Consider the following 19,955-nt stretch of genomic DNA (forward strand, 5'->3'; position numbering starts at 1 on the left):
CTCACGCCTCCTGTTCAGTGCGGACGGTGCGTCGTTCGATGCGCTTCTCGATGCCTGATCCGACCTCGATCATGCGGTGGACGAAGACGCCGGGCAGGTGCACGTCGTCGGGGTCGATCTGCCCAGGCTCGACGAGTTCCTCCACCTGGGCGATGCAGACACGGCCCGCCATGGCCGCGAGCGGATTGAAGTTGCGAGCGGCCTTGTTGAACACGAGGTTGCCATGCCGGTCCCCGCGCAGCGCGTGCACGAGGGAGAAGTCGGTGGTGATCGCCTCTTCGAGGACGAACTGCTTGGGCGCACCGTCGACGTCGAACGTGCGAACGTCCTTCGGGGGCGACGCGAGCGCGATGCCCCCGCTGCCGTCGTAGCGCTGCGGCAGACCACCCTCGGCGACCTGGGTCCCGACACCGGTCTGGGTGTAGAAGGCCGCGATGCCGGAGCCGCCCGCACGGAGCTTCTCGGCGAGGGTCCCCTGCGGTGTCAGTTCGAGCTCGAGCTCGCCGGAGAGGAACTGGCGTTCGAACTCCTTGTTCTCCCCGACGTAGGACGACGTCATCTTGCGGATGCGCCGGGCGTGCAGGAGGACTCCCAGCCCCCAGTCGTCGACGCCGCAGTTGTTGCTCACGACGCTCAGCTCGCGCGTGCCCTGCGCCAGGAGCGCCTCGATGAGGGCGATGGGGTTGCCGGACAGGCCGAAGCCGCCGACCGCCAGCGAGGCTCCGTCGGGGATGTCGGCGACGGCCTCAGCAGCCGATGGACAGGTCTTGTCGATCACGCGAACTCCTTCGTCGTCCGTATCATCCTCCCGCGTCCGGTGACGCCCGACCAGCGCGCTCTTGCGATGTGAGCATCCGGCGGCGTAGCGTCCACATCATGGACACCCTTCCGCCCCGCCGATCGACGACGAGTGTTCCGGGCGCGCAGGCGATCGCTCGCGCGGCGGCACTGCTGCGCCTGGTGACCGCGGCCGGCGACACCGGGACGACGGTGGCGGACCTCGCGCGTCGAGCCGATCTGACCCGTCCGACGACGCACCGCCTGCTCACCGCGCTCGCCCACGAGGGGCTGGTCGACCACGATGAGCACACGGGTCGGTGGATGCCCGGCCCCGAGCTCTATCTCATGGGTTCGGTGGCGGCCAGCCGCTACGACATCACCGCGGTCGCGCGCGATGTGGTGCGGTCGCTGGCGGTGCGCACCGAGGAGAGCGCGTTCTTGTCGGCACGACGCGGCGATGAGACCGTCTGCCTGCTTCGAGAAGAAGGGAGCTTTCCGATCCGATCCTTCGTCTTGTCCGAGGGGGTGCGGTTCCCCCTCGGCGTCGCCTCCGCGGGCATCGCGATCCTCGCCTTCCTACCGACCCACGATGTGGACGCGTACTTGACTCGGCATCCGGAGATTTCCTCCGATTGGGGCCGGGGCCATGACGCGGACCGCATGCGCGCCCGGTTGCGGGAGACCACCGCGCGCGGCTACGCCGTCAACCCCGGCCTCATCGTGGAGGGCAGCTGGGGCATGGGCGCAGCGGTGTTCGACCGCGAAGGCCACCCGCAGTGGGCGCTCAGCCTGACCGGTGTGGAGTTCCGCTTCTCTCCCGAGCGCCTGCCCGACCTCGGCCGCACCCTGCTCGCCCACGCGCACCAGCTCACATCGCGCATCGCCGCCACCCGTCGTTGACGGGCATCCCCCCACGACCCACCCCGGCTCCCCACCCGGAAACGCCTCCGACGTCGAGCGGCGCGTCAGACCAGCGCGAGTTCGGCGCGGAGGATCCCCTCGACGAGCGCGGCGCCGGTGTCGGACATGACGATCGTGTAGTGGTTCAGGCCATCGATCCGTCGGTGTTCGAGGCTCGGATGCGCGGCCAGAACAGCGTCGAGATGGCTCGGCGGATAGAGCCCGGGCTCTTCGTTCCGCAGACCGCGGGGAACGGTTACGAGGGTCGCGGGATGCCGAAGCGCGGCGAGCGCGTCCACAAGCGCCGACCCGTGGGTCATGTCGGTGGTGTCGTCGCGCGTCACGGCATAGCTCGTGGCGGACCGGAACCGGCCCGGCGCGTCCTCCGCCGGGACGAGATCGTAGGCGAAGTAGTCGTCCAGCCGGGGCTCCCACGCCCCCGCGAACGCCGGATGCTCCCGCCAGAAACGCAGGTATGCCCCTTCGTCGTCGAACCTCATCGACAGCCGCGCGGCGGTGGGTCCGAGAACAGCGGCCATCATCTCATCCGGGTCCATGCCGGCGGGAATCGACAGCGGCAACCCGCCGTCCACCAGCAGCAGGCGCGAGACGCGATCCGGATGGCGATGTGCGAAGACCACCGACACGAAGCCCCCCATCGAATGCCCCACGACGGTCACCTGTTCCACCCCCACGGCGTCCAGCAGGAGAGCCATGTCATCCGCGTGCACGGCGAGCCCCGCCGGCCCGGCGATGGCGTTGCTCCGCCCGCGTCCGCGCAGATCCGGAGCGATCACCCTGATGTCGGCCAGGCGCGGCGCGACCCACGCCCAGGCGAGGTGTGATGAGGTCACGCCGTGCACGGCGAGGACCGTCGGCGTCTGGCGCGTCGCACCCTCGGGCTCCCACACCGTCGCGGCCAGGGTGCCGCCGGGAACCGCCACCTCGACGGTGCGGGAGCCGCTCACCGGGCCGTCCATCCGCCGTCCATGGTGTAGGACGCTCCGGTGACCATGCCTGCGTCCGGGCCGGCCAGCCACGCAGCCAGGGATCCGACCTCCTCGGGCTCGATGAGGCGCTTGACGGCGGTCTCGGTGAGCATGATCTTCTCCACGACCTCCGACTCGTCGATGCCGTGCGCCCGCGCCTGGTCGGCGATCTGCTTCTCCACCAGCGGGGTCCGCACGTAGGCCGGGTTGATGCAGTTGCTGGTCACCCCGTGCCCGGCGCCCTCGAGGGCCGTGACCTTCGACAGCCCCTCCAGACCGTGCTTGGCCGAGACGTAGGCGGACTTGTAGGCACTGGCGCGCAGACCGTGTGCGCTGGAGATGTTGATCACCCGCCCCCACCCCCGCTCGTACATGTGCGGGAGCGCGGCGCGCACGAGCAGGAACGGCGCCTCGAGCATGAGCCGGAGGAGCAACCGGAAGTCGTCCGGCGCGAAGTCCGGAAGTGCGGCGACGCGTTGGACGCCGGCGTTGTTGACGAGGATGTCGACCTCCAGGCGGAGGTCGTCCAATGCCGCGGTGTCGGAGAGGTCGACCGCCCAGGATCGACCGCCCAGCCGGTCGGCGGTCTCGGCGGCCGCATCGGCGTTCAGGTCGGCGATGGTGACGTCGGCGCCGCGCGCGGCGAACGCCTCCGCGCACGCCAGGCCGATCCCGCTCGCGCCGCCGGTCACGAGGGCGCTCTTGCCGGCCAAGGTCTGTTCAGGCATCCGTGGGTCCTTCCGTTCCGCCTCGGGGGGCGAGGGCGTTGTCGATGAAGCGCATCATCGCGTCGAAGACATGCGTGTCGAGTTCGTCGGGGGGCACGCCGTCGTCGTCGCGCTCCCAGAGCAGGAACCGCATTCCGATGAGCTCGCCCATGCCCATGAGCGCCCACGCGGTCACGGTCGGATCGAGTCGACGGTCGACGTCGCCGACCTGCTGTGCCGCGCGGAGGCCCTCCTCGTAGCCGTCGACGATGCGGGTGTAGTGCAGGTGCAGCGTGTCCGGCGAGACGAACTCGGCCTCGCGGACCACACGGTAGAGGGCAGGATGGGCGGCGGTGAAGCGGAAGAAGCCCGCGAATCCGGCACGTTCGGCGTCGAGCCTGCTGGCAGCGCCCGCCATCGCCTCGCTCATCGAATGCCGCACCCGGCGGTTCAGGTCGATGACCAACGCCTCGAAGATCGCCTGTTTGCTGTCGAAGTAGAGGTAGAACGTGCCGAGACCGATCCCCGCACGCTCGGTGATCTTGACGATCGACGCTTCGTGATAGCCCTGTTCGGCGAAGACCTGCTCGGCGGCTTCGAGGAGGCGACGGCGGGTCGCCTCGCCGCGTTTGGTCAGCGGTCGACCGGTGGTCTGGGAGACGGCGGGGGCGTCGAGCTCGGCGTCAGCGGGCGTGGTCATGACGGACTCCCTCCACGAGCCGCGTGGCGCGTTCACGCAGGCGTGCGCGGGCGACCTTGTCGATCGCGGAGGTCGGCAAGGCATCCACGAACGACACCGCGACGGGCACCTTGAAGGCGGCGAGGTGGGCCCTGGCATGGGCGATGACCTCGTCCGACGACAGGGTCGCCCCGCGTTCGGCGACGCAGAAGGCGACGCCTCGCTCGCCCCAGACGGGGTCGGGGACGCCGACGACGGCCGCCGCGGCGATGAGGGGATGCCGGACGAGCGCACGCTCGACCTCGGCGGGGGCGACGTTCTCACCGCCGGAGATGAAGATGTCCTTCAGTCGATCGACGATGGTGTGCACGCCATCCTCGTCACGGCGCACGAGGTCTCCCGTGCGCAGCCACTCCCCCGCGTGCGCCCGCGTGGTGGCGTCCTCATCGAACAAGTAGCCGGCGAACACGCTCGGCCCTCGCACCCACAGCTCACCGGTGCCCGCACCGCTGGGTTCCAGCCCGGTCTCCGGGTCGACCACGCGCACGTCGACGTGGGGGTATGGGCGCCCGACGGCATCCGGATGGGCCTGCGCGTCACTGTCGGACAGATGCAGCACATTGGGCCCCGCCTCGGTCAGTCCATACCCCTGTGTGAGGGGGATCCCTCTCGCCGACCAGCGCTCACGCACCTCGCGCGGAACAGTCGCCCCGCCCACGAGCGCCTGGGAGAGCGTCCCGAGGTCGGCATCGGCCCATCCCGGGTCGGCGGCGAGCATCCCGTACTGGGTGGGAACGCCCATCATCGCCGTCACCTTGCGCTGCGACAGCAGTTGCAGGGCACGGGCCGGTTGGAAGGCCCGCTCGAGCACGACGGTCGCTCCCACCCACCAGGCCAGCAGCGGTTGGCAGTTCCACGCGGCGACGTGGAACTGCGGCAGCATCGCCAGGACCACGTCGGCGCCCGTGAGCGGCAGGGCACCCGCCAGGGCCATGTTGTTCCAGAAGCAGTTGGCGTGCGTGAGGACGACGCCCTTGGGTGCCGCCTCCGAGCCGGAGGTGAAGATGATCAGCAGCGGATCGTCGTCCTGGACCTCCCGGGGCGCACCGGCGCGCACCGGGTCGGGCACGTGCGCCTCGACACCCGCCGCGCCCAGCAGCACCATGGCGGGGGCGCCGGGCACCGCGCGTCGTGCCTCGCCCGCCAACACGTGGTGTTCGTCGTCGACGAGCAGCAGATCGGGGTCGCTGCGGTGAAGGAGATCGCCGACTTCGCCGGGTGTGAGCCGCCACGACAGCGGGACGAACGCGACTCCGGCCAGCGCGCATCCGAAGAAGGCCACGACATGATCGGCGGAGTTGCCCGAGACCGTGGCGATCCGATTCCCCGGTCCGTACCCGGCGCGGGACAGCGATGCCGCCAGCGCACGGGCGCGGCCGGCGAGCGTGGCGTAGTCGACCGTCACGCCGCGGTCATCTATCGCGATCGCGTGCGGCGACTGGGCGGCGCGATCGGTCACCCAGCGCCCGACCGTGTGCATGCCTGCCGGCTCGCGCCGGCCTTCGGTCGTCATGCCCGCACCTCGACGGGGTTCTCGGCTTGCGTGGCCGCGTCGTCGATCTCCTCCAGCGTGCTCTCGTCGTGACCGGACTGTCGCCGTCGCCGTCGGAACAGCTTGTCGACCGTCCCGGCGATCCCGCCCGGCAGGAACATCACCACGAGGATGAACAGCGCTCCCAGCAGGAACAGCGGCTCCGACAGCGGGATGCGCAGGATGTCCGGGAGGCCGGCGATCGCCTCGGAGCCGGCGAGCACGGTGAGTCGCTGGTCCAGGAGCGTATAGAGCACACCCCCCACAATGGCACCCCACCGGAAGCCCACGCCGCCGAGGACGACCATCACGAGGATCGTGATGGTGAGGTCGGCCGACACCGCGCGTGGCACCGTGCCGGACTGCAGGAGCAGGTAGGCGACGCCCGCAAGGCTCGCCAGGACCGCCGCGATGACGAACACCGTCAGCCGCACGGTGAACGGCGAAAGTCCCAGCACCCGCACGCGTTGCTCGTTCTCGCGGGTCGCACGGGCGAGGTGTCCGAGGCGGCTCTTGTCGACCCACAGCGCGACGAGGTAGACGATCACGAGGATCGCAAGGGTCAGCCAGTAGAGGTTGCGGGTGTTGACGACGCCGACCAGCGCATCGGGCACCAGGTCGGTGTTCAGCCCCAGCCCCTCTTCACCGCCGGTGATGTCGGAGTTGCGGCGCACGAGCACCGAACCCGCCTGCGCGAAGGCGAGGGTCACCATGGCGAACGGGATGCCGGAGACCCGCATCGACACCGCACCGGTGGCAAGTGCGATCACCATGCCGCCGAGCAGCGCGATGAACACGCCGGGCCACAGCGGTACGCCGAGGTGCTCCAGCGCGATGCCCAGGCCGTAGGCGCCGGCGCCGAAGTAGAGCGCGTGGCCGAAGGACAGCATCCCGGAGGTGCCCAGCAGCAGGTTGTACGACAGGGCAAGCGCGGCGAACACCATGCACAGCGACAGCAGCGCGAGCGTACCGGGCATGTAGGTGGGGGTGGGGAGGATCCCCGGCAGCGACAGGTTGAGCATCGGGAGCAGCGCCATGAAGGCGATGAGGACGACACCGATGCCGATCGGAACGAACCGGCGCACGTTCTTCGTCGAGCGCGACATGTCAGGCCCTCCTTCCCATGAGTCCGGTCGGTCGCAGCAGCAGCACCGCGGCCAGGAGGATGACGACGATGAAGTCGCCGGTGCCGTTGAGGTAGGTGTTGGCGACCTGCTGGAGCACGGCGACCAGCACGGAGGCGATCGCCGCGCCGGTGAGCGAGCCGAGCCCACCGACGACGGTGACGATGAAAGCGAAGATCAGCAGCGTCGCCCCCATGTGCGCCGAGACGTAGTTGGTGTAGTGCATGGCCATCACACCGCCGATGCCGGCGGCGGCCCCGCCGATGGCGAAGACCAGAGTGAAGGAGCGGCGCACGTCGATGCCGAGGGCGGTGACCATGGCGCGGTTCTCGACGCCGGCGCGGATGACCATGCCGTAGCGGGTCTTCTGCAGGAACAGCACCAGCGCCAGGAGCACCAGCCCCGCCGCAACGATGAGCACCCAGTACTTGTTGGGGATGCGGGCGCCGAGGATCTCGGTGGTCTGGGTCAGCCACGGAGGGCCGGCGATGGTGATCGCATCGGTGCCCCACATGCCCTCGAACAGGGCGACGGCTGCCAGCGACAGGCCGACCGTGACGAGGACCTGTTCGATGTGCCTCTCGTACAGCGGTCGGATGAGGACGAGCTCGGTGAGGGTGGCGAACACGGCGCCGACGACGGCGCCGACGAGGATCGACAGCAGGAACGAGCCCCAGGAATCGGTGCCGAGCGCCTGCGCCACGAACCACCCCATGAAGGCGCTCAGGGTGAGGAAGGCACCGTGGGCGAAGTTGAGGACGTGCATGAGGCCGTAGATGAGGCTCAGGCCGCTGGCGACGAGGAAGTAGAGGGCTCCGAGTCCGACGCCGGTGACGAGGGTGAGGACGAGGGTGCTCATGCGTGGGCCTCCGCGTGCACGCCCAGCAGGCGCTTGGTCAGCTCGTCGTCGTCGAGGATCTCGGCGGCGGATCCGGTGTGTACGACGCGTCCGGCGCCGATCACGACGGCGGAGTCCGCGAGCCGCCGCACGACCTCGAGGTTCTGCTCGACGAGCAGGATCGGCACGACCTTCGCCGCCTCGTGGAGCGCTTCGGCGACTTCGTCGACGATCCGCGGTGCGAGGCCCTTGGTGGGCTCGTCCACGAGCAGAAGGGCGTTGTCGTTGATGAGGGCGCGCGCGACCGAGACCATCTGCTGCTGGCCGCCCGAGAGCGTGCCGGCCGGCTGGTCGCGGCGGTCGACGAGGTCGGGGAAGAGCTCGGCGACGAAGTCGCGGCGCGGGTTCTTCTGCCGCTCCGCGAGCGCGAGGTTCTCGGCGACGGAGAGCTTGGCGAACACTTCGCGATCCTCCGGCACGTAGCCCACTCCGCGCTGGACGATCTTGTGGGTGGGCATCGTGTCGATGCGCGTACCGGCCAGGGTGACGGTGCCGCGCCGCTGGATGAGACCGAGGATGCCGCGCAGCGTGGAGGTCTTGCCGGCACCGTTGCGACCGAGGACGGCGGTGATGCCGGTCGCGGGCACCTCGAAGGAGACGTCTTCGACGACCTGCTGCCCCGCGATGGAGCACCGCAGGTGTTCGACGGTGAGGATGGGTGGGGCGCTCATGCGGCGCTCCCCAGGTACGCCTGCTGCACGACGGGGTCCGCCATGACCATCTGCGGCGTGTCGTAGGCGATGATGCTGCCGAAGTACATGACGGCCACTTTCTCGACGAGGCCGAGCAGCACCTCGAGGTGATGCTCGACCATGAGCACGGTGCAGCCCTTGTCGGCCTGCATGGTGCGGATGTTCTCCACGAGACCGGCCACGTCACCCGAGGCCACGCCGGCCATCGGTTCGTCCAGCAGCACGATGTCGGCCTTGGTGGCGAGGATCACCGCGATCTCGAGCTTGCGCTTGTCGCCGTGGGAGATACCCCCGGCCAAGGCGCGCGCCTTGTGGTCGAGGCCGACGGTGCGCAGCTTCTCGTGGGCGATCTCGACGGCGTGGTCGGCTCGCCGCGGGAAGTGCAGGAGCGAGCCGGACCCGCCGCGGGCCGCTTGCGCGGCCAGTCGGACGTTCTCCAGCACGCTCAGCTGCGGGAAGAGACTGGAGGTCTGGAAGGTGCGGCCCAGTCCCGCCCGGGCCCGCGCCGGTACGGACATCGTGGTGATGTCCTCCCCGTGCATGAGCACGCGGCCGGCGGTGGGTTTGACGAGTCCGGAGATCACGTTGAACAGCGTGGTCTTGCCGGCGCCGTTGGGGCCGATGACCCCGACGAACGATCCGGCGGCGACGTCGAGCTGGACATCTTTGAGGATCGTCGCTCCCCCGATCTGCAGACCGAGGCTGTCGACGCGGATCGCGGACTCCACGGGCGGGACTGGTGCGTTCATCGCTGCTGCTGCCCGCCCTACTGTGCTTCGGCGGGGGCGACGGCGTCGGCGTCGACCGTGTCGATGAGCTCGGGCACGAACGTGTCGCCGTCGGCGACCAGGCGCACCTGGTACATCTCCTGGATGAGGGCGTGATCTCCCTCGCGCACGGTCATGGTGCCCTTGGGTCCTTCGAAGGTGAAGCCTTCGAGGGCGTCGATCATGCCGTCGACCTCACCGCCGCCCTCGGCGATTGCCTGGACGATCATGACGGCCGCGTTGAAGCCGTCGGGGCTGAACAGGTCGGGGGTACCCCCCTCGGCCTCGATGTGCTCGACCATCGCCGCGTTCACGTCGTTGTCGGGTCCACCGGGGAAGTAGTGGTTGAGGAAGTTGATCTGCTCGGATGCTTCGCCGTACGCGCCGAAGGTCGCCGCATCGCCGAGACCGGTGACGACCGGGATCTCCTCGAGGACGCCCTGCTGACTCATCGCCTGCCACATCGCCCCGCTGGTGGCACCCGCCCACGCGACGAACACGAGGTCGGGCTCGCCGGCGAGAACCTGCTGGGCGAACGGCGTGAACTCGGTGATGTCCTCGGCCACGAGCACGGAGTCGACCTCGGCGCCCTGGGCACCGAGGATCGCGGAGACAGCCGCTTCGTTCCCCTGCCCGAACGCGGTGTCCTGCGCGAAGACGGTGACCTTCGTGCCCTCGAGGTCGTCGAGGAAGGTTCCCGCCGTCGCGACGTCCTGCGCGCTCTGCCGGCCGGAGCGGAACGTGTAGTCGTTGATGCCGGTCACGGCATCCGCCGCGGCCGGACCGGAGATGTACAGGACCTGATTCTGCTCGGCCTGCTCCGCCACCGCGAGGGCGACACCGGAGGAGACGGTGCCGGCGAGGATGTTCACCCCCGACCCGATGAGCTCCTTGACCGCGGTGACGGCCTTGTCGGGGTCGCCGCCGTCGTCGCGGTACTCCACGTTGATGGCGGTGCCGTCGACTTCCATCGTGCCGTCGGTGGCCCAGTCGAGGCCGGCCTTGAAGCCGTCGAGGTACTGTTCGCCGTATCCGGCGAGGGCGCCGGTTTCGCTCGTGACGATGCCGACGGTGACCTCGCTCGCGGCGCCGTCGTCACCCGAGGCGTCGCCGCCATCGGTTCCGGCCTGCGGTGCGCAGGCCCCCAGGACCAGGGCGCCCGCGGCGACCGCGGACCCCAGGAGGAACTTCTTCGTACTCCGCATGTGCGTGCCTTTCGCCATTGAGGAAGGGTGCATGACCTGAAACCCCGTTCAGGTCCTGACGATACCTAAACATGAGACCTGGTTCAGGTCAAGACCCGTGCATCCCCGCCTCAGCGATCCCGCCCGACGCTGCGAAACACCGCGCGATGCCGGGCGTTCCGCGCGAGATGTGGTGTGTCGACGTCCGCCGAGAGCGGCCACGGGCGCGGGCAACGCGAAAGCCCCGGGATGCGGTGGCATCTCCGGGGCTTCCGAACGGTGGTGCGCCCCCAGGGACTTGAACCCTGAACCCACTGATTAAGAGTCAGTTGCTCTGCCGATTGAGCTAGAGGCGCGGAATCGATTCGCATGTCGTACCGGGCGAACCGAGGGTCAACGTTACCATCACGATCGCCACATCCGAAATCGGCAGCGGCATTCGCCGCTTATCCTGGTGATCATGCCTTCCCCCTACCTGCCGACGCGGGGCGCGCGCCCCGACGCCGACCCGATGGACCTCGAGCTCGCACTGCGGATCGCCGACGCGGCGGATGCGGTCACGATGGCGCGCTTCGACGCCGCCGACCTGGACGTGCAGCTGAAGGCCGACCGCTCGCACGTCACCGAGGCCGACTTGGCGACCGAGCGGGCGATCCGCGAGATCCTCGCGGCGGAGCGTCCCGACGACGACGTCTTCGGCGAGGAGTTCGGCGTCACCGGCGATGGCTCGCGACAGTGGATCATCGACCCGATCGACGGCACCGCGAACTACCTCAAGGGCATCCCGATGTGGTCGACCCTCATCGCGCTGGCCGTCGACGGCGTCCCCCGCGTCGGCGTCGTGGCCCAGCCCGCGCTGGGGCGGCGGTGGTGGGCCGCGACCGGCCACGGCGCCTGGACGAACACGACCACCGGCGACCGCCGCATCCGGGTGTCGGATGTCGACGACGTCGCCGAGGCGAGCGTCAGCTTCCAGTCGATCGGCCAGTGGCGCGACTATGGCCGCCTCGACGCCCTCGAACGGGTCACGAGCGCGGCCTGGCGCGACCGCGGATACGGCGATGCCTGGCCGTACATGCTGCTCGCGGAGGGGCGACTGGAATTCGTCGCCGAGTTCGACGTCAAGCGGTACGACATCGCCGCGCTCATCCCGATCGTCCGCGAAGCAGGCGGCACGTTCACCGACATCGACGGCGGCGAGGACCTCGACAGCCTGTCGTCCCTGGCCACCAACGGTCGCCTGCACCGACCGTTCCTCGATCTCATCCACGACCGCCTCCCGGAGACCCCCTGATGCCTCTTGCCCGCGCCCGCGCCGGCCTGCTCACCGCACTGACCGTCGCGACCCTGGCCCTGGCGGCCTGTAGCGCCGCACCCGAGCCGGCCGTCACCGAAGAGGCCCTCCCGTCTCCGAACGCCACCTCTCCCGCACCGACGGTCACATCCGAGCCGACGAAGGATCCCGAGCCGGTTTCGGTCGGCGTGCCGACGTGCGAGGGCATCATCCCGGATTCACTGATCGCCGAGTTCGAAGCGGAGGGATGGTCGTTCGAGGAGGACTCGTTCCGCGTCGGCGGCCTCGAGATCGCCGAGGGCGTTCAATGCCTGTGGGGTGATTTCACGATCGCCAGCGATCACGTGCAGTTGTTCGGATGGGCGCCGATCACGAGCGAGGAGTCTGGCATCGCTCAGGCGGACTTGGTCGCCGCCGGCTGGCGCAGCGAAACGGATGACCGCGGCGTGATCGTCACCGAGAGCGCCGACACGACCGTCGCGACGGATGATGAGGGCTACGGCCTGACGTATCTGTTCGGCGACGGCTGGGTGAAGTACGCCGACACGAAGCAGAGCCTCGTGCTCGTGGAGTGGCCTCGCAGCTGACTAGCCCGCGTGAACGGCAGCCGGCGGGAGGTGCACGGTGCTGTCGCCGGCGCGCTGAGCGAAGAAGGCGTACTCGAACGCCGCGGCCTCGTCGAACGCCGCCGCCATGCGTGCTCGCGCCCCGGCATCCGCGGTCCGAGCAACCTCGTCGACGAGCCCGATGGCGGTCCGCGTCGACGCGACGAATTCCGGCGCACCGTAGGTGAGCAGCCAGTCGCGGTACGGATGCGCGGTCGTCGCGCGGGGCGCGAGCCGGGTCCCGAGGTCGACGTAGATCCAGAAGCACGGCAGCAGCGCCGCCACGACGGTGTCGTACCGGTCTGCGCACGAGACCAGGTGGTCGAGGTAGGCCCGACACGTCGCCGATGCCGGCACATCGGGTTCCCCACCGAGCCACGAGGTGTGCAGGTCGAGTTCGGCCACGAGCGATCCGTGGGCCGCGTCGGCCCAGAACGCCTGCGCCTGGCGGGTCGGGGCGAGCGCACTCGCCCGGGCGAGCACGCGCGCGTAGTCGCGCAGGTACAGCGCGTCCTGTGCGAGGTAGTGCGTGAACGCCACCGGCGGCAGATCGCCCGATGCCAGGTCGCGGACGAACCAGACGTCGCCGATGGCGTCGCGGATGCCACGCGATCGCTCCCACGCCGCGGCAGTGAAGTCGCCCGCGGCCCACGAACCGGCATCGCACGATCCGGGCTCCCTCGGTTCGACCTGCAGCCTCGGAGACGCCGTAGCGTGCGTCGGCTCGACCGTGCGCAGCGCGGCGAAGTGATCGACCGGCCCGTGCCCCTGCCCGACAGCGAGCGCCGCTCCGGCGCCGATCGCCTCCTGCAACCACCGCTTGCTCTCGCGGAGCGCCACTCCCCAGTCGCCGGTGGCGGCGAACCGAGTGGCCAGCGCGCTCGACAGCGAGCATCCGGTTCCATGGGTGGAGCTGGTGGCGATCCGCTCCCCCGCCACGTCCACGAGCACCCCGTCGGCGGTGACGACGGCGTCCGGCGCCTCGTCGGCCTGGAGATGCCCGCCCTTGACGATGACCACGACCCCGTCGCGCGCGGCGACCCGCTGGGCCTGCGCGAGCGCACCGGCCCAGTCGCCGGCCCGCTCCTCGCCGGCCAGCACGGCCAGTTCGGGAATGTTCGGGGTGACCGCATCGGCGCGTGGCAGCATGCGACGAAGCGCGTCCTCTGCGTCGGCGTCGAGCAGCCGGTCACCGCTCGTGGCGATCATGACCGGGTCGAGGACCACGATCGGCACCGGGTGCTCCCCCAGCCACGCGGCGACCTCGTCGATGACCGCCACGGTGCCGAGCATGCCGATCTTGACCGCGTCGATGACGATGTCGTCCGCGATCGCGTCGAGTTGCGCGCGAAGGAACCCGGGCGGTGGCACATGCACTCCGGTCACCCCGCGGGTGTTCTGAGCGGTCAGCGCGGTGATCGCCGCCATTCCGTACCCGCCGTTGGCGGCGATGGACTTGAGGTCGGCCTGGATGCCGGCTCCGCCGCTCGGGTCGCTTCCGGCGATGCTGAGGACGCGCGGGACCGAGCGCTCGGCGGGGATCATGCGGCGCTCCACGCGGCCGTGAAGCGCCGCGTCGCGGCCGCCGGATCGGGGGCGGCGCAGATGGCGGAGACGACGGCCGCCCCCGCTGCGCCGGCATCGCGGAGCGCGGGGATGTCGTCCACATCGATCCCGCCGATCGCCACGCACGGGACGGTCGCGGCGGCGGCGAGCGCGGCGAACCCCTCGATGCCGAGCGGAGCGGGATGGTCGGGCTTGGTGGCCGTGGCCCGGATGACCCCGACGCCCAGGTAGTCGACCGTGCCGACGGGCAGGGCCGCGACGGCCGCGAGATGCGCGTGACTGTTCGCGGTGAGCCCCACCAGCGCGCGCGTGCCGTCGGGGTTGACGTCCCCGACGAGGTGCCGGACGGCCGCGACGGGAAGATCCGACTGCCCGACGTGCACCCCGTGCACGGCCGCTCCGGCGGCGCGGGCGGCGAGGAAGACGTCCACCCGATCGTCGACGACGAGGGCGCAGCGTCCGGCGGTCACCTCGGCCGCGCGCATCACGAGCTCGAACAGCTCGCCGGTGGGGGCATTCTTCTCACGGATCTGAATGATTCCCGCTCCCGCGTGCACCGCGTCGGCGATCACCGACAGCACGCCCCGGTCACCGCTGAGGACGGCGTCGGTGACGACGTAGGTTCGGAGGTCGACGGCGGCCACCGTGGTCATGAGAGGCGCGCCCGCTCCGCGAGCTGCCCAGGCGTGAGCGCATGCAGCGCATCCAGCAGCGCGACCGCGAAGGAACCTGGGCCCTTGCTCGCGGCCGCGGCGTCCTCGGCCGCGATGGTGTGGGTGAGGGTCGCGGCCACCGCGGCGGTCAGCGCGTCGTCGGTCGTCGAGGCGAAGGCGGCCATGAGCGCACCGAGCGCGCATCCCCCTCCGGTCACCTTCGTCAGCCACTCGTGCCCGTTGGCGACCCGCACCGTCCGAGTGCCGTCGGTGATGAGGTCGACGGGGCCGCTCACGGCGACGACGGCGCGCGTGCGGGTCGCGAGGTCGGCGGCGACGTAGGCCGCGGCCTCGGTGGAGTCGATCGCGTCGACGCCCTTGCCACCGCCGCCGGCGCCGGCGAGCGCGAGGATCTCACTGGCGTTGCCGCGAATGATCGTCGGTGAGGCATCGCGAAGACGGACGGCCAAAGCGGTGCGCACCGGCAGCATTCCCACCGCGACGGGGTCGAGCACCCAGGGCGTCTCGGTGCCGGCGGCCGTCTCGACCGCTTCGAGGGCGGCGTGGCGCTGCTCGGCGGTGGGCGTGCCGAGATTGACGAGGAGTCCCCCGGCCACGCCGGCGAGCACCCCCGCCTCATCCGGGATGTCGCACATGGCGGGCGAGGCTCCGGTGGCCAACAGCACATTGGCGGTGAAGCCGGTGACCACCGCGTTGGTGATGCACTGCACCAGGGGTGCGGATGCGCGGACGTGGTGCAGGAGGTCGGCGCTCGCGCCCCCGAACGCGGAGAGATCGCCGTCGAGGGCGGATACGGACGTAGACGTGCGAACAGTCATTCGCGACATCCCTTCGCTAGTACGAACTAGATCAGGTTCGACGGGTGTGTTCTCAGCGCGTCGGCGCACCCCGTGTCACTGCACCCCACCCTAGCGGCGCCGCGTCTCGCCGCGTGCGGACCCGTCCGTCACATCCGGCCGCGGACGATGTTGGCGGAGACCGCGACGCCGTCGTTGCCCGTTCCCGAATCGGGTCGGAGGATGTAGCCGGTCCCCGATCCCGGGGCGCCGATGCCCATCGGTGAGCCCCACAGCGTGCAGCCGACGACCCATGTCTGCTCGGCTGGGTCCACCGCAAGGACGCAAACCGTGTCGGGCTCGGTGCCCTCGGCGACCCAGAGGTCGTTGCCGAGGTCGGTCGCGACATATCGGGCCGTCTCGACCTCGATCAGCGCGTCGGGGTCGTCGACGAATTCCGGGATCCCATCGGCGTCACTCGGTGCGGCCATGAGGTCGGAGTAGACCGCGGAGCCTCCCGTGCACGCGGCGAGTGCCGAGGACACGGCCACGATGAGGGCGAGCGGCGCGAGGCGCCGGCGTGTGCGCGGCACGGTTCCCCTTCCGAGCGGTGCTCTCCACCCTGGCACACCGACCCGCGGGGTTCCTCCCCAACATGAAGAACCCTCCCGATCCGGGGGAGCCGGTCGGGAGGGTCCTCAGCACGTAAGCGGTGGACGCTTACTTGGCCCCGTGGTTGATGACGTGAAGCCAGCGACCGAAGGTGTTGTCTTCGCTCTCCGACGCAGCCTCGGCCACGTGGGTGCTTTCGTCTGTCGTCATATGAGACCCCCTTGTTTGTGCGGTTCCCCTACTGTGCATCACGGCGACCGCGCAACCTATGCCCTTGACAAAGTCTGTAACGATTTGAGAGCGGTTTCTTTCCCTCTCCATCAGAAGCTCGATTCTTATCGCTCGCCCAGACCGCAAACACGGCGCATCCGGCAGGTCAAGGCCCGCCTCACGGTCGACTCGACCCGCCAGGATGAACAGATGCGAGATGACCACGAACGCCATGCCGACGAGCGCCGGCGCGACGGCGACAATGCCGGACCGGTCGAGGAAGAGCTCGAGCTGGAGTTCGAGGATGTCGTCGGCGAGGGCGCGGAACGGCTGCACCGCACCCTGCGTGCGACGCTGGTCACGGGATTCCTCGGCGGCGTCGAGGTCGGGGTCGGCGTGCTTGCCTACATCGGGGTTCTTCACGCGACCGGCGATCACCTGCTGGCGGGGCTCGCCTTCAGCGTCGGCCTGATCGCGTTGCTGATGGCGCACAGCGAACTGTTCACCGAGAACTTCCTGATGCCGATCGCTGCGCTGATCGCCCGAGAGGGCACGGTGATCCAACTTGTGCGACTGTGGGCGGGAACGCTCGTGGCCAATCTCGCGGGCGGGTGGCTGATCATGGGCCTCATCGTGCTCGCTTTTCCGGAGTGGCACGGGGTGCTCGATGAAACCGCGCACCACTTCCTGGATGCTCCGCTGGACTGGCGCTTTGTGACGCTTGCTCTGTTGGGTGGCGCGGTCATCACCCTCATGACGCGCATGCAGGAGGGCACCGACTCGGAGCCGGCCAAGATCGTCGCCGCCGTCGCGGGCGGGTTTCTGCTGGCAGGGTTCCAGTTGTTCCACTCGATCCTGGACTCCCTGTTCGCGTTCGGCGCCATCCTCAGCGGTGCCGACATCACCTATCTCGACTGGCTGCTGTGGTTCCTCCCGGTCCTCGGGCTGAACCTGCTCGGCGGCCTGTTGCTGGTGACGGTGCTGCGCATCGTGCGTGAGGGCGAGCTCTTCAAGCTCCGGCGCCGGAATCTCGGGTGACGGCGCCCGCCTCTCCGGTGAGGGCTCGTCAGGCGGTGCGGTGGTATGCCGCGATGGGCCCGGTGGGCCCCGGGAGCACCGTGACGGGTGTCTTGAAGATGCGCGTGAGGACGTCGTCTCGGATGATCTCGTCCGGGGTGCCGTGCACGGCGATCCGCCCGTCCTCCATGGCGATGATGCGATCGCTGTAGGCGGCGGCGAAGTTGATGTCGTGCAGCACGATGACGATGGTGCGTCCGAGCTCGTCGGCGGCACGCCGCAGCAGTTGCATCATCTGCACCGAATGCTGCGCGTCGAGGTTGTTCAACGGCTCATCGAGCAGCAGATAGTCGGTGTCTTGTGCGAGCACCATCGCGACGTACGCGCGTTGACGCTGTCCGCCGGAGAGTTCGTCGAGGAATCGCTGCTCGAGGTCGGTGAGGTCGAGAAAGTCGACGGCTTCGGAGATCTTGTCCTCGTCGTGCTGTGTGAGACGTCCGCCGCTGTACGGGTAGCGACCGAAGCTGACCAGCTGGCGGACCGTGAGGCGGGTGACGAAGTGGTTCTCCTGGCGCAGGATCGACACGGTACGGGCGATCTTCTTCGACGGGGTGGTGTGCACATCGAGACCGCCGATCTCGATCGATCCCGTATCGGGCTCGAGCAGGCGACCCATCATGGTCAGCACGGTCGACTTGCCCGCGCCGTTCGGGCCGACCAGCGCGATGATGCCGCCGGCCGGGATCTCAGCCGATACGGGCCCGATGCGCACGTCGGCGCTGTACGTCTTGGTGACGTCGGTCAAGCGGATCACAGTCGCCCCTTTCGGAGGATGACGAACAGGAAGACGAGGCCGCCGACGAGCTCGACGATCACGGTGACGGTGTCGACCATCTTCAGCACGTGTCGCAGCACGAAATACGCCCCGCCGAGCACCACGAATCCCGTCAGCCACGCCACCGGGAACATGCGGCGGTGATCGTAGGTGTCGGTGAGCGAGTAGGCGAAGGTCGCTACGAGGAAGCCGAGGAAGGTCATCGGCCCCACGAGCGACGTGCTCATCGCCATGAGCACCGACACAAGGGTGAGGATGATCATGACCTGGCGCTTGTGCGTCAGGCCGAGGTTGGCGCTGATGTCCGACCCGAGGGAGATCACGTTGAGTCGGCGCGACATCGTCCAGATGCCGGCCGCGGCCGCCGCGCAGATCGGAATGACGATCCACAGGAAGTCGGTGTCGGCGTTGCCGATGTTGCCGAACAGGCGCGCGGCGAGCACGTCGAACTCGTTGGGGTCGAGCATCTGCTGCAGGAAGGTCGACAGCGCGCCCATGCCCGTGCCGAGGATGATGCCGACCAGCAGCATCACGTGGAGGTTGCCGAAGCGTCCCGACAGCAGCCACGAGTACAGCAGCACGGCGAAGAGCACCATGAGGGCGGCCTGGGCGAGGAAGCGCACCAGGGGCGGGAAGCCCTCCATGCCGGTGATGCCGAAGAAGAAGACGATGGATGTCTGCACCAGCACGTACAGCGACTCGAACCCCATGATCGACGGGGTGATGATGCGGTTGTTGGTCGCCGTCTGGAACGCGATGGTCGCCAGGGACTGACACAGCGTGACCACGGCGATGACGATGATGGCTGAGCTGCGGAGATCGGTGATGCGCCACCACCGCTCGCTGAAGACCTCGTAGTGGTTGCCCCACGTCATCATGAGGATGACCAGCGCGACCGACGCCGCCGCGAGCGCGACGAGGGTCACGACATAGCGACGCCGATGCTTCGCCGAGGAGTACGGACCGACGTGACGCGCGCCGCCGGTGGCGCGCGTCACGCGCGCGGAGGTGTCAGCGGACATTGCTCCTCCGGGTTCGCAGCAGCATCGCGATGAAGACGACGGCTCCGACGACACCGAGGACCAGCGAGATCGGCACCTCGAAGGGCATGATGATCGTCCGACCGATGAGGTCGCAGACCGTGACGATCCAGATGCCCGTGAGGAAGACCCACGGGAGGTTGGAGCGGAGGTCATCGCCTCGGATCACCGAGACGAGGTTCGGCACGATGAGGCCGAGAAACGGCAGGGCGCCGACGATGACGGTGACGGTGCCGGTGGTGAGGGCGACGAGGGCGACACCGAGCAGCACCACCCGTTCGTAGTTGAGGCCCACGTTGGTGGCGATGTCCTTGCCGAGGCCGGCGACGGTGAAGCGGTCGGCGACGATGACGACTGCGATCGCGACGAAGAGCACGATCCACAGCGGCTCGTAGCGTCCCACCTCGATTCCGGTGAAGCGCCCCATGAACCAGCCGCCGAGCGTCTGCAGAAGGTTGAATTCCAGCGCGAGGAAGGTCGAGACCGCACCCACCACCGCGCCGAGCATGATCCCGATGATCGGCACGATGAGCGAGGACTTGAGGGTGACCCGGCGCAGGAAGGCGAAGAACACCAGCGTTCCGGCGAAGGCGAAGACGATCGCGACGATGATCTTGGCGAACAGGCCCGATCCCGGCAGGAAGATGTAGGTCAGGAGGAGCCCGAGGCCCGCCCACTCCGTGGTGCCGACCGTGGTGGGCTCCACGAACCGGTTCTGGGTCATCAGCTGCATCACCAGGCCCGCCATGGCCATGCTCGCCCCCGCGAGCACCAGGGCGACCGTGCGGGGGATGCGGGTGATCCAGAGGAACTCGTGCCCACGGCCTTCCATGTCGGTGATGTCGGCGACGCCGGTGAAGATCGACACGATCACCAGCCCGATCGTGAGCACGATCGCGATCAGCAGCGGCCATGTGCGTCGCCAGCGCGACTGACGCGCGTGACGACGCGCGTCAGCGGTGTGCGACAGCGCATCGACGAGGGTGATGCGCGGTGCGGGTGGGGTGGAAGTCAT

Annotated in this window: 21 protein-coding genes, 1 tRNA gene and 1 riboswitch; of the genes, 4 read left to right on the forward strand and 18 right to left on the reverse strand. The window is 69.3% G+C overall.

Annotated elements, in window-relative coordinates; all coding sequences use genetic code 11:
• Position 1: 1 nt before the first annotated feature.
• Positions 2 to 778: a CoA transferase subunit A gene (locus RZO50_RS10850; protein WP_322599749.1), complete on the reverse strand. Its 777-nt coding sequence runs from the start codon at positions 776 to 778 to the stop codon at positions 2 to 4.
• 98 nt (positions 779 to 876) lie between these two features.
• Here RZO50_RS10850 and RZO50_RS10855 point away from each other — a divergent pair, with 98 nt between their 5' ends.
• Positions 877 to 1,680 (forward strand): IclR family transcriptional regulator, encoded by an 804-nt coding sequence (locus RZO50_RS10855; RefSeq protein ID WP_322599750.1) that lies wholly within the window; start codon positions 877 to 879, stop codon positions 1,678 to 1,680.
• Positions 1,681 to 1,745: 65 nt separating this feature from the next.
• Here the strand turns inward: RZO50_RS10855 and RZO50_RS10860 are convergent, their stop codons facing one another.
• The 10 genes from RZO50_RS10860 to RZO50_RS10905 all read right to left on the reverse strand — a co-directional run bounded on the left by RZO50_RS10860 (position 1,746) and on the right by RZO50_RS10905 (position 10,667).
• Positions 1,746 to 2,648, reverse strand: coding sequence for an alpha/beta hydrolase (locus RZO50_RS10860; protein ID WP_322599751.1), 903 nt, complete (start codon positions 2,646 to 2,648; stop codon positions 1,746 to 1,748).
• Positions 2,645 to 3,397 (reverse strand): 3-hydroxybutyrate dehydrogenase, encoded by a 753-nt coding sequence (locus RZO50_RS10865; RefSeq protein ID WP_322599752.1) that lies wholly within the window; start codon positions 3,395 to 3,397, stop codon positions 2,645 to 2,647. The genes RZO50_RS10860 and RZO50_RS10865 overlap by 4 nt, the downstream gene beginning before the upstream one ends.
• Positions 3,390 to 4,076 (reverse strand): TetR/AcrR family transcriptional regulator, encoded by a 687-nt coding sequence (locus RZO50_RS10870; protein WP_322599753.1) that lies wholly within the window; start codon positions 4,074 to 4,076, stop codon positions 3,390 to 3,392. The genes RZO50_RS10865 and RZO50_RS10870 overlap by 8 nt, the downstream gene beginning before the upstream one ends.
• Positions 4,060 to 5,628, reverse strand: coding sequence for a class I adenylate-forming enzyme family protein (locus tag RZO50_RS10875; protein ID WP_322599754.1), 1,569 nt, complete (start codon positions 5,626 to 5,628; stop codon positions 4,060 to 4,062). Before RZO50_RS10875 ends, RZO50_RS10870 begins: the two co-directional genes overlap by 17 nt.
• Entirely contained in the window at positions 5,625 to 6,752 is a 1,128-nt protein-coding gene (locus RZO50_RS10880; protein ID WP_416211594.1) for a branched-chain amino acid ABC transporter permease, read from the reverse strand. The genes RZO50_RS10875 and RZO50_RS10880 overlap by 4 nt, the downstream gene beginning before the upstream one ends.
• A 1-nt stretch (position 6,753) precedes the next feature.
• Entirely contained in the window at positions 6,754 to 7,629 is an 876-nt protein-coding gene (locus tag RZO50_RS10885) for a branched-chain amino acid ABC transporter permease (RefSeq protein ID WP_071043098.1), read from the reverse strand.
• Positions 7,626 to 8,339 (reverse strand): ABC transporter ATP-binding protein, encoded by a 714-nt coding sequence (locus RZO50_RS10890; RefSeq protein WP_286932879.1) that lies wholly within the window; start codon positions 8,337 to 8,339, stop codon positions 7,626 to 7,628. The genes RZO50_RS10885 and RZO50_RS10890 overlap by 4 nt, the downstream gene beginning before the upstream one ends.
• Positions 8,336 to 9,109, reverse strand: coding sequence for an ABC transporter ATP-binding protein (locus tag RZO50_RS10895; RefSeq protein ID WP_322599755.1), 774 nt, complete (start codon positions 9,107 to 9,109; stop codon positions 8,336 to 8,338). Before RZO50_RS10895 ends, RZO50_RS10890 begins: the two co-directional genes overlap by 4 nt.
• Before the next feature lie 17 nt (positions 9,110 to 9,126).
• On the reverse strand, positions 9,127 to 10,332 hold the full coding sequence (locus RZO50_RS10900) for a substrate-binding domain-containing protein (RefSeq protein WP_322599756.1): 1,206 nt from the start codon (positions 10,330 to 10,332) through the stop codon (positions 9,127 to 9,129).
• 259 nt (positions 10,333 to 10,591) lie between these two features.
• Positions 10,592 to 10,667: transfer RNA gene (locus RZO50_RS10905), tRNA-Lys, on the reverse strand.
• 104 nt (positions 10,668 to 10,771) lie between these two features.
• Between RZO50_RS10905 and RZO50_RS10910 the strand changes: the two genes are divergently transcribed.
• Positions 10,772 to 11,605, forward strand: coding sequence for an inositol monophosphatase family protein (locus RZO50_RS10910; RefSeq protein WP_322599757.1), 834 nt, complete (start codon positions 10,772 to 10,774; stop codon positions 11,603 to 11,605).
• Positions 11,605 to 12,192, forward strand: coding sequence for a hypothetical protein (locus RZO50_RS10915; RefSeq protein WP_322599758.1), 588 nt, complete (start codon positions 11,605 to 11,607; stop codon positions 12,190 to 12,192). The genes RZO50_RS10910 and RZO50_RS10915 overlap by 1 nt, the downstream gene beginning before the upstream one ends.
• Here the strand turns inward: RZO50_RS10915 and RZO50_RS10920 are convergent, their stop codons facing one another.
• The 4 genes from RZO50_RS10920 to RZO50_RS10935 all read right to left on the reverse strand — a co-directional run bounded on the left by RZO50_RS10920 (position 12,193) and on the right by RZO50_RS10935 (position 15,819).
• On the reverse strand, positions 12,193 to 13,755 hold the full coding sequence (locus tag RZO50_RS10920; RefSeq protein WP_322599759.1) for a bifunctional hydroxymethylpyrimidine kinase/phosphomethylpyrimidine kinase: 1,563 nt from the start codon (positions 13,753 to 13,755) through the stop codon (positions 12,193 to 12,195).
• Positions 13,752 to 14,429: a thiamine phosphate synthase gene (thiE, locus tag RZO50_RS10925; protein ID WP_322599760.1), complete on the reverse strand. Its 678-nt coding sequence runs from the start codon at positions 14,427 to 14,429 to the stop codon at positions 13,752 to 13,754. Before thiE ends, RZO50_RS10920 begins: the two co-directional genes overlap by 4 nt.
• Positions 14,426 to 15,268, reverse strand: a complete 843-nt coding sequence (gene thiM, locus RZO50_RS10930) for a hydroxyethylthiazole kinase (RefSeq protein ID WP_322599761.1) — start codon at positions 15,266 to 15,268, stop codon at positions 14,426 to 14,428. The genes thiE and thiM overlap by 4 nt, the downstream gene beginning before the upstream one ends.
• Positions 15,260 to 15,351, reverse strand: a riboswitch (TPP riboswitch). (Overlaps the previous gene by 9 nt.)
• Before the next feature lie 45 nt (positions 15,352 to 15,396).
• A complete protein-coding gene (locus RZO50_RS10935; RefSeq protein WP_322599762.1) occupies positions 15,397 to 15,819 on the reverse strand; it encodes a hypothetical protein in 423 nt (140 codons plus the stop codon).
• A gap of 439 nt (positions 15,820 to 16,258) precedes the next feature.
• On the opposite strand from RZO50_RS10935, the gene RZO50_RS10940 reads away from it, so the two are divergent.
• Positions 16,259 to 17,086, forward strand: a complete 828-nt coding sequence (locus tag RZO50_RS10940; RefSeq protein ID WP_322599763.1) for a formate/nitrite transporter family protein — start codon at positions 16,259 to 16,261, stop codon at positions 17,084 to 17,086.
• A gap of 28 nt (positions 17,087 to 17,114) precedes the next feature.
• Here the strand turns inward: RZO50_RS10940 and RZO50_RS10945 are convergent, their stop codons facing one another.
• From RZO50_RS10945 to RZO50_RS10955, 3 genes are read right to left on the reverse strand one after another with little or no spacing between them, the layout of a single operon-like run.
• Positions 17,115 to 17,879: an iron ABC transporter ATP-binding protein gene (locus RZO50_RS10945; RefSeq protein ID WP_322599764.1), complete on the reverse strand. Its 765-nt coding sequence runs from the start codon at positions 17,877 to 17,879 to the stop codon at positions 17,115 to 17,117.
• Positions 17,876 to 18,922 (reverse strand): iron chelate uptake ABC transporter family permease subunit, encoded by a 1,047-nt coding sequence (locus RZO50_RS10950; protein WP_322599765.1) that lies wholly within the window; start codon positions 18,920 to 18,922, stop codon positions 17,876 to 17,878. The genes RZO50_RS10945 and RZO50_RS10950 overlap by 4 nt, the downstream gene beginning before the upstream one ends.
• Positions 18,912 to 19,955, reverse strand: a complete 1,044-nt coding sequence (locus RZO50_RS10955) for an ABC transporter permease (RefSeq protein ID WP_322599766.1) — start codon at positions 19,953 to 19,955, stop codon at positions 18,912 to 18,914. Before RZO50_RS10955 ends, RZO50_RS10950 begins: the two co-directional genes overlap by 11 nt.

It is taken from the genome of Microbacterium xanthum (assembly GCF_034531355.1).
GTDB classification, from domain to species: Bacteria; Actinomycetota; Actinomycetes; order Actinomycetales; family Microbacteriaceae; genus Microbacterium; species Microbacterium xanthum.